This is a genomic window from Actinomadura chibensis NBRC 106107 (assembly GCF_001552135.1).
In the GTDB taxonomy this organism is placed as follows: Bacteria; Actinomycetota; Actinomycetes; order Streptosporangiales; family Streptosporangiaceae; genus Spirillospora; species Spirillospora chibensis.
This window is the reverse complement of sequence record NZ_BCQP01000051.1, coordinates 98,403-107,341: the sequence shown is the minus strand read 5'-3', so window position 1 is coordinate 107,341 and position 8,939 is coordinate 98,403. Positions and strand designations below refer to the sequence as shown.

Below are 8,939 nucleotides of genomic sequence, written 5' to 3'. Positions count from 1 at the left end.
GGCGCGTCCCGCCCGCCGGGCGGGCCACGAGCACTGATGGGAGATGACGAGGAGATGAGCAGGAGATGAGCCCATGCTTCGGATGAGGCGACCGACACGAACCAGGGGATGGCAGTCCACGTTCTCCGGCCTGACCGGGCTCGGGCTGATCGCGCCCTTCCTCGTCGTCGCCGCCGTGTTCATCCTCTACCCGTTCGTCGAGCTGCTGCGGACGGCGTTCGGCGAGCCCGACGGGTTCGGCAACTTCGGCGACTTCTTCCACAGCCCGGCCGCGCGCCGGACGCTGTGGACGACCTGCCTCACCTCGCTGATCGTCACGGTGATCGTGGTGGCGGTCGGCGCCGTGCTGGCCTGGTCGCTGCGCGCGACGAAGAGCCGGCTGACCCGGATGGTGATCGCGCTGGCGGTGTTCATGCCGCTGTGGATGGGCGCGGTGATGAAGATCTACGTCTTCACCGTCCTGTTCGAGCGGTTCGGGGTCGTGAACCGGACCCTGACCTGGCTCGGCGTCATCGACGAGCCGATGCACCTGCTGCGCACCCAGTTCGCCGTGGTGGCGGGCATGGTCTACCAGATGCTGCCGTACGCGGTGCTGCCGCTGTACGCGGTGTACGTGACGATCGACCTGAACCTGATCCAGGCGGCGGAGAGCATGGGCGCGTCGCGGACGCGGGCGCTGCGGGACGTCGTGGCCCCGCTGGCGCTGCCCGGCCTGCTCGCCTCCACGGTGATCGTCTACGTGATCTGCATCGGGTACTACCTCACGCCCGTCCTGCTCGGCGGCGCGACGGCGCCGTTCACCGCGAGCCTGATCGCCGACGACATCTTCAACCTGTTCGAGCCCGCGCAGGCCGCGGTCGCCTCGGTGCTGCTGCTGATCGTCGCCGGGCTGGTCATCCTCGGCGGGCTGCGGCTGGTCGGCAAGGAGCGGATGCGGAGGGCCATCGGATGACGACCGACACCCTCTCCTCGTCCGCCGCGCCGGAGGCGCCCGCGCGGGTCGTGCTCGACACGGCCGGACGCCGGGTCCTCGCCCGCGGCATGCGCACCGTCGACCTGGCCGTGCGCGGCCTCGCCGTGTTCTTCCTCGGCGTGCCGATCGTGTGCGTCGTCGTGCTGTCGTTCTCCAACGCCGAGGTGCTCCAGTTCCCGCCGAAGTCGTGGGGGCTGCGCCAGTACCGGTCGTTCCTCGGCTCGGACACCTGGATCGACGCGATGGTGCTGTCGTTCAAGCTGGCGACCGTGTCGGCGGCGATCGCGCTGCTGATCGGCATCCCGGCGGTGTTCGCGCTGCACCGGTCGCGGCTGCGGCTGAAGGGGCTGCTCCAGGCGATCGGGCTGAGCCCGCTGGTGATCCCCGGCGTCGCGTACGCGGTGGCGCTGTACACGCTGTTCGTGCAGTTCAGGCTGACCAGCAACATGGCGGCGCTGGTGCTGACGTACGCGGTGCACGGGCTGCCGTTCGTCCTGCTGATCCTCGGGTCGGCGATGGCGCGGCTGCCCGCCGAGACCGAGCTGGTCGCGATGACGCTCGGCGCGTCCCGGCCGCGCGCGATGGTCGGGATCACGCTGCGGCTGCTGCTGCCCGCGATCGGCGCGTCCTACATCTTCGCGTTCATCACGAGCTTCGACGAGGCGGTACTGATCAACTTCCTCGGCGGCCCCGGGACGGTCACCCTCCCGAAGGCCATCTTCGACAACGTCAAGACGGGACTCGATCCCAACATCACCGCGATCGCGACCCTGCTCATGGCGGGCACCGGTGTCGTCGGCTCGCTCGCATTCCTGCTGCGGAGGAAGGTATGAACGTCAGGGCACGCAAGGAGCCGCGGCCGGAGGTCGCGGCCGAGCCCGCGGCCGGCGCCGCCGCCCCGCCCGCGCGGGCCGGGCTGGAGCTGCGCGGGCTGGTCAAGCGGTTCGGCGGGACGGAGGCGCTGCGCGGCATCGACCTGGTCGCCGACCGGGGCAACTTCGTCACCGTGCTCGGGCCGAGCGGGTCCGGCAAGACGACGATCCTGCGGCTCGTCGCCGGGTTCCTCGCGCCGGACGAGGGCGAGATCCTCATCGACGGCCGGGACGTCACCCGCGTCCCGCCCGCGTCGCGCGAGATCGGGATGGTGTTCCAGAACTACGCGCTGTTCCCGCACATGACGGCCGCCGACAACATCGCCTACGGGCTGAAGATGCGCCGCTGGCCGAAGGCCGACCGCGCGCGCCGGGTGGCCGAGATGCTGGAGCTCGTCGGCCTCGGCGAGCTCGGCGGACGCCTCCCGCGCGAGCTGTCCGGCGGGCAGCAGCAGCGGGTCGCGGTGGCGCGGGCGCTGGCGTTCCGCCCGCAGCTCCTGCTGATGGACGAGCCGCTCGGCGCCCTCGACCGGGAGCTGCGCATGCGCATGGCGGTGGAGCTGCGGCGGCTGCACCAGGAGGCCGCCGCGACGACCGTCTACGTCACGCACGACCGCGAGGAGGCGCTCACCCTCTCGGACTGGATCGTCATCATGCACGACGGGCGCATCGACGCGGTCGGGACGGCCGAGGAGCTGTACACCCGTCCGCGCACCGGGTTCGTCGCGAGCTTCTTCGGCGGGCACAACGTCGCCGAGGCGGTCATGTCCGGGGTCAGCGGCGACCGGGCACGGGTCGCGTTCGCCGGGTGCGACATGGACGTCGTGTGCGGGCAGCCGCTGGAGCGGGCCGAGCGGGTCGGGCTCAGCATCCCCGAGGAGGCGCTGAGCCTCGTTCCGGCGGGGGCCGCGCCCGCCCGCCTTGAGCTGGAGGTGCTCGACGACCTGTACCTCGGCAACTCCGTCCGCGTCACGGTCCGCACGGCCGAGGGCGTGACGCTGCGCGCCACCCTCCCCCGCGACGCGCGCGAGTCGATCCGGCACGGCGGGACGCTGACCGCCTACCTCGACACGACCCAGGTCGCGGCGGTGCCCCATGAGCGGTGACGGCGGCGCGCGCGGTGACGGGACGTACCGCCAGCCCGCGCTGCACGACCTGCTGAACCCGAAGAGCGTGGTGATCGTCGGGCTGTCGGAGCGGCCGGGCTCGACCGGCGGCCGGATCCTCGCGAACCTGCGCCGGTCGGGGTTCGGCGGCGGCGTGTACGGCGTGCATCCGAGCGGGCGGGACGTCGACGGCGTCCCCGTCTACCCGGCGCTGGCCGACGTCCCCGACACCCCGTCGGTGGCGCTGGTCTGCACGCCCGCCGGGACGGTGGCCGACGTCGTCCGGCAGGCGGGCGAGAAGGGCTGCCGGGGCGCGGTCGTGTTCGCCTCGGGGTTCGAGGAGACCGCGGACGGCGCGGCGCGGGCCGCCGAGCTGCGCGAACTCGCCGCGCGGCACGGCATGAGCCTGGTCGGGCCGAACTGCCTGGGCGCGTTCAACCCGGGCCGCGACCTCTGGCTCACCGGCACCGACTTCGGGGCGGGCCTGCGCCCCGGCCCGGTCGCCGTCGTGTCGCAGTCGGGCTCCGGCTGCATCCTGCTCGCGGGCTCCGGACGGCTCGGGTTCTCCTACGTCGTGTCCAGCGGCAACGAGACCGTGACCGGGCTGGCCGACTACCTGGACTACTTCGTCCAGGACCCGTCGACCCGCGCGGTCGGGATCGTGGTCGAGGGCCTCAGCGACGCCGAAGGCGTCCTGGCGGCGGTGCGGAAGGGCCACGGCGACGGCGTCGCCGTGGTCGCGCTGAAGGTCGGCCGGACGGAGCTCGGCGCGCGGAACGTCGCGTCCCACACCGGCGCGATCGCCGGGGACGCGCGGGCCTACGCCGCGTTCTGCCGCCGCGCCGGGATCGTGCCGGTCGCCGACTTCGACGAGCTGACGGAGGCGCTCGTCGCGCTGTCGACCCTGCGCACGCGCCCGAAGGGCAACCGGGTCGCGTTCGTCGGCCTGTCCGGCGGCGAGATCGGCCTGGTCTCCGACATGGCCGCCGACTTCGGCGTCCACCGGGAGGACGGGGCGGTGCGGCTCGCCGACCTCGCGCCGGGCACCCGCGAGGAGCTCGCGGGGATCCTGCCGGACTTCGCGACGATCGCCAACCCGCTCGACGGCACCGGCCAGCTCGTCGGCGACCCCGACCGGTTCGGCCGCCTCGCGGCCGCCGTCGCCGGGGACCCGGGCGTCGACCTCGTCACGGTGATCCTGGACGCGCCGCCCGCGCTGGGCGACCGGCTCGCCACGTCCTACACCCGGCTGCTGGCGACACTGCCCGCCGTCCGGGAGCGCACCGGGACGCCGGTCGTGGTGCTGTCGAACTACGGCGGCGGGCTGCACCCGTTCGCCGCCGAGGCGCTCGCCGGGTCCGACATCCCCGTCGTGCACGGCACCCGCGCCGGGATGGCCGCGATCGCGGCCGTCACGGCCGCCGCCACCCACGCCCCCGTGACCGTGGCGGAGCCGCCGCGTCCCGACCCGGCGACGCTGCGGGACGTGCTGCCCGCGCTGGAGGCGACCGGCCAGGTCCCGCAGGACGTCCTCGCCGAACTGGCCGAACGGTACGACTTGCCGCTGCCGGAGCGGATCGCCGCGGACTCGGCGGACGAGGCGGTCGCGGCGGCGGAGTCGATCGGGTTCCCGGTCGTCGTGAAGACGGCGGCGCCGAAGGTCGTCCACAAGAGCGACGTCGGCGGGGTCGTGGTCGGGCCGTCCACTCCGGCCGAAGTGCGGGACGCGTACGCGGCGGTCACGGCGTCGGTGGCGCGCCACCTCGGCGAGCCCGCCCCGCAGGTCGTCGTGGAGGAGCTGGTCTCCGGCGGGGTGGAGGCGTTCGTCGGCTGCGTGCCCGACCCGGTGTTCGGGCAGGTCATCGCGCTCGGCGCGGGCGGGACGCTGGTCGAGCTCCAGCCCGACCCGGCCCTCGCGCTGCCGCCCGTGTCGCCGGACGACGTCCGCCGCATGGTCGCCGGGACGCCCCTCGCCCGCCTGTTCGCGGGCTACCGCGGCGCCCCGCCCGCCGACGCGGACGCGTTCGCCGACCTCGTCCCGCGCGTCGCGCGGCTCGCCGCCGACCTGCGCGAGGCGGCGGTGGAGATCGACCTGAACCCGGTCGCCGTCCTGCCCCGGGGGCGCGGCGTGCGGGTGCTCGACCTCCGGATCGTCGCCGCCTCGAACACCGTCCGGCTCCCCCGTCCGCAGACTCCGCAGACCCGTTAGGAACGCTCCATCGTGGATTACGCAACGATCCTGTACGAGGTGGACGACGCCGTCGCCACCATCACCCTCAACCGCCCGGAGGTCATGAACGCCCTGTCGGCCGACCTCGAACGGGAACTGCACGACGCGCTGCGCACCGCCGGGGCCGACCCGGACGTCCGCGCGATCGTCCTGACCGGCGCCGGGCGGGCGTTCTGCTCCGGCTACGACATGTCCGCGGTCGAGGGGGCGGCCGACCCGGCGTCCCAGTACCCGGAGGACGTGATCGGCGGGTGGTACGACCGCAACAGCGGCGAGCTCGACCACCTCCGGGAGATCTGGAGCCTGCCGAAGCCGGTGATCGCCGCGGTCAACGGCTGGTGCATGGGCGGCGGGTTCTGGTACAGCCTGGCCTGCGACATCACCATCGCCTCGGCCGACGCGGTGTTCGCGCAGCCCGAGGTGCGGATGACGTCCAGCTCCATCTTCCTGTTCGCCGCGCTGTGCGGGTGGAAGAACGCCAACCGCTACGCGCTCACCGGCGACCACTTCGACGCCGCCGAGGCGCTGCGCATCGGCGTGGTGAACGAGGTCGTCCCGGCCGACGGGCTGCTGGACGCGGCGCGGGCGCTCGGACGGCGCATCGCGCTCGTCCCGGCCGCCTCGGTGCGGCTGAACAAGGCGATCACGATGCAGGGCCTGCGCGCCGCCGGGATCGACAGCGGCCTGCTGCTGAACGGCGCGCTGAACGCGATGGCCCACTCCTCCTACGGGCCGGGCCGCGAACGGCTCAACGCGGCGAAGGCCGAGGGCGGGCTCCGCGCGTTCCTCGACGCCCGCGACGGGCCGTTCCGCCCCGAGCCGTTCGGCCCGCGGGCCGCGAAGCCGCGCGACGCCGAGCCCGGCGAATAGGCGGGCGTTCCCACGTGATCGGAGGAGAGTCGATGGCAAGGACGGCAGGAGCGCGGACGGTCAGGGCGCCCCACGGCGTCGAACTGACCTGCCGGGGCTGGGCGCAGGAGGCCGCCCTGCGCATGCTCATGAACAACCTGGACCCGGACGTCGCCGAACGTCCCGACGACCTCGTCGTCTACGGCGGCAACGGCCGGGCGGCACGGTCCTGGCAGGACTTCGACGCCATCGTCGCCACGCTGCGCGAGCTGGCGGACGACGAGACGATGCTCGTGCAGTCGGGCCGCCCGGTGGCGGTGTTCCGGACGCACGAGTGGGCGCCGCGCGTGCTGATCTCCAACGCGATGATCGTCCCGGAGTGGGCGACGCTGGAGGAGTTCCGCCGCCTGGAGGACGCGGGCCTCACCATGTTCGGCCAGATGACGGCGGGCTCGTGGGCCTACATCGGGTCGCAGGGCATCCTGCAGAGCACGTACGAGACGTTCTCGGCGGTGGCGTCCAAGCGGTTCGGCGGGACGCTCGCCGGGACCCTCACCGTCACGGCGGGGCTCGGCGGGATGGGCGGCGCGCAGCCGCTCGCGATCGCCATGAACGGCGGCGTCGCCCTGTGCCTGGAGGTCGACCAGGACAAGATCGACCGGCGGATGCGGCTCGGCTACCTCGACACCCAGGCCGAGGACCTCGACAGCGCCCTGTCGCTGGCGCTCGCCGCCAGGGAGCAGAAGCGCGCCCTGTCGATCGGGCTGCTCGCCAACGCCGCCGAGGTGCTCCCGCAGATCGTCGCCCGCGACGTCCCGGTCGACATCGCGACCGACCAGACCTCGGCGCACGACCCGCTCCTGTACGCGGTGCCCGACCTGTCTCCGGAGGACGCCGCCGACATGCGCGTCCACGACCCGAAGACCTACGTCCTGCACGCCCGCGCCGCCATGGCCGACCACGTCGAGGCGCTGTGCGCGCTGCTCGACCGGGGCGCGGAGGTGTTCGAGTACGGCAACGGGATCCGCGTCGAGGCCGACCTCGGCGGGTTCAAGCGGGCCCTGGACTTCCCCGGCTTCATCGTCGCCTACATCCGCCCGCTGTTCTGCGAGGCGAAGGGGCACTGCCGGTGGATCGCGCTGTCCGGCGACCCGGCCGACATCGCGACGATCGACGCCGCGATGCTGGAGGAGTTCGCCGACAACCGGTCGGTCACCCGGTGGCTGCGGCTCGCCGCGCGGCACGTCCGCGTGCAGGGGCTGCCCGCGCGGACCTGCATGCTCGGCTACGGGGAGCGCGCCCGGGCGGGCAAGCTGATCAACGACCTGGTCCGGGACGGCAAGGTCAGCGCGCCGGTCGCGATCGGGCGCGAGCACCTCGACTCGGGCTCGGTCGCGTCCCCGTACCGGGAGACCGAGGCCATGATCGACGGCAGCGACGCCATCGCCGACTGGCCGGTGCTGAACGCGATGCTGAACACCGCGAGCGGCGCGACCTGGGTGGGCGTGCAGCACGGCGGCGGGACGGGCGTCGGGCGGTCCGTCCACACCGGGATGGTCGTCGTCGCCGACGGGACGCCGCAGGCCGCGCTCCGCGTCGACCGGGTGATGACCAACGACCCGGGCTCGGGCGTCGTCCGCCACGCCGACGCGGGATACCAGCGGGCCGTCGAGTTCGCCGCCGAGCAGGGCATCCGCATGCCGAGCCTGGACGCCGCCGCGGCCCGCGAGGGCCACGGCACTGGAGAGGGGACCTGATGGACACCGCGCCCCTGAGCGACATCCGCGTGCTGGAGTTCGGGCACTACATCGCCGGGCCGTTCTGCGGCCAGATCCTCGCCGACCAGGGCGCGGACGTGATCAAGGTGGAGCCGCCGGAGGGCGACGCCAGCCGGGGCACCGAGACCCTGTCGTACAACGACGTCTACTTCCACGCGCTGAACCGCAACAAGCGCAGCGTCATGCTCGACCTGAAGACCGGCGCCGGGCAGGAGGCCCTCGTCACCCTGCTCCGCTCGGCGGACGTCGTGGTCACCAACTACGCGGTCGGCATCCCCGAACGGCTCGGCTTCGGGTACGAGCGGGTCAAGGAGGTCAATCCGGGGCTGGTGTACGTCCACGCCAGCGGGTTCGGCAACGACAGCCCGTACGCCAAGCGCCCGGCGTTCGACGGGATCATCCAGGCGATGTCGGGGCTCGTCCACCTCACCGGGGAGCCGGACGGGACGCCGATGCAGGCGGGCCTGTTCGTCCCCGACCACGTGACCGGCCTCTACGCGGCGCTCGCGGTGATGTTCGGGCTGAGCAGGCGGCGCGGCACGGGCGAGGGCTCGTTCACCGACCTGAGCATGCTCGACAGCATGATGTCGCTGCTCGGCCCGTGCCTGGCGGAGGTGCTCCAGCTCGGCGTCAGCCCGACGCGGGTCGGCAGCAAGGTGCGCCGGTCCTACGCCGGGACGTACCCGGCGGCGGACGGCCACGTCTACATGGCGCCGATGACCCTGCGGATGTGGACGGCCCTCGCGGGCGTCGTGGACGCCCCGGAGCTGCTCCCCTACTTCACCGGGACCGCCGCCGACACCCGCCTCGAGCACCGCGCCGACCTCGACCGCGTGATCGAGGCGTGGACCGGCGCGCACACGGTGGACGAGATCGTCGCGCGGATGGGCGAGGTCGGCGTCCCGTGCAGCCCGATCTTCAGCGTGGAGCGGCTGGTGGACGACCCGCACGTGCGGCATCGCCGCATGGTGCGGTCGATCCCGCTGGAGAGCGGTCCGGGCGAGGTGTTCGTGCCGGGGTCGCCGCTGCCGGTGGTCGAGAAGGCGTTCGCGGCCGGACCGCCGTCGATCGGCGAGCACACCGCGGAGATCCTCGACCCCGACCCGTCCGGGGCGACGTGACGGGGGCCGC

7 protein-coding genes are annotated in these 8,939 nt (G+C 73.5%); all 7 read left to right on the top strand.

Going from position 1 to position 8,939, the window contains the following annotated elements; translation table 11 throughout:
* Positions 1-82 precede the first annotated feature (82 nt).
* The 7 genes from ACH01S_RS28785 to ACH01S_RS28755 are packed head-to-tail and all read left to right on the top strand — an operon-like array spanning position 83 to position 8,929.
* A complete protein-coding gene (locus ACH01S_RS28785; RefSeq protein WP_067898362.1) occupies positions 83-952 on the top strand; it encodes an ABC transporter permease in 870 nt (289 codons plus the stop codon).
* The gene (locus tag ACH01S_RS28780; protein WP_083981248.1) at positions 949-1,806 is read left to right on the top strand and encodes an ABC transporter permease; all 858 of its coding nucleotides are present in this window, start codon (positions 949-951) and stop codon (positions 1,804-1,806) included. Before ACH01S_RS28785 ends, ACH01S_RS28780 begins: the two co-directional genes overlap by 4 nt.
* Complete coding sequence (locus ACH01S_RS28775; protein WP_067898359.1) at positions 1,803-2,951, top strand: ABC transporter ATP-binding protein; 1,149 nt, start codon at positions 1,803-1,805, stop codon at positions 2,949-2,951. Before ACH01S_RS28780 ends, ACH01S_RS28775 begins: the two co-directional genes overlap by 4 nt.
* The gene (locus ACH01S_RS28770; RefSeq protein ID WP_067898356.1) at positions 2,941-5,160 is read left to right on the top strand and encodes an acetate--CoA ligase family protein; all 2,220 of its coding nucleotides are present in this window, start codon (positions 2,941-2,943) and stop codon (positions 5,158-5,160) included. The genes ACH01S_RS28775 and ACH01S_RS28770 overlap by 11 nt, the downstream gene beginning before the upstream one ends.
* A gap of 12 nt (positions 5,161-5,172) precedes the next feature.
* Positions 5,173-6,051 (top strand): enoyl-CoA hydratase/isomerase family protein, encoded by an 879-nt coding sequence (locus tag ACH01S_RS28765; RefSeq protein WP_067898353.1) that lies wholly within the window; start codon positions 5,173-5,175, stop codon positions 6,049-6,051.
* A 32-nt stretch (positions 6,052-6,083) separates the two neighbouring features.
* A complete protein-coding gene (hutU, locus tag ACH01S_RS28760) occupies positions 6,084-7,787 on the top strand; it encodes a urocanate hydratase (RefSeq protein ID WP_067898350.1) in 1,704 nt (567 codons plus the stop codon).
* Entirely contained in the window at positions 7,787-8,929 is a 1,143-nt protein-coding gene (locus ACH01S_RS28755) for a CaiB/BaiF CoA transferase family protein (protein ID WP_067898347.1), read from the top strand. Before hutU ends, ACH01S_RS28755 begins: the two co-directional genes overlap by 1 nt.
* Positions 8,930-8,939 lie beyond the last annotated feature (10 nt).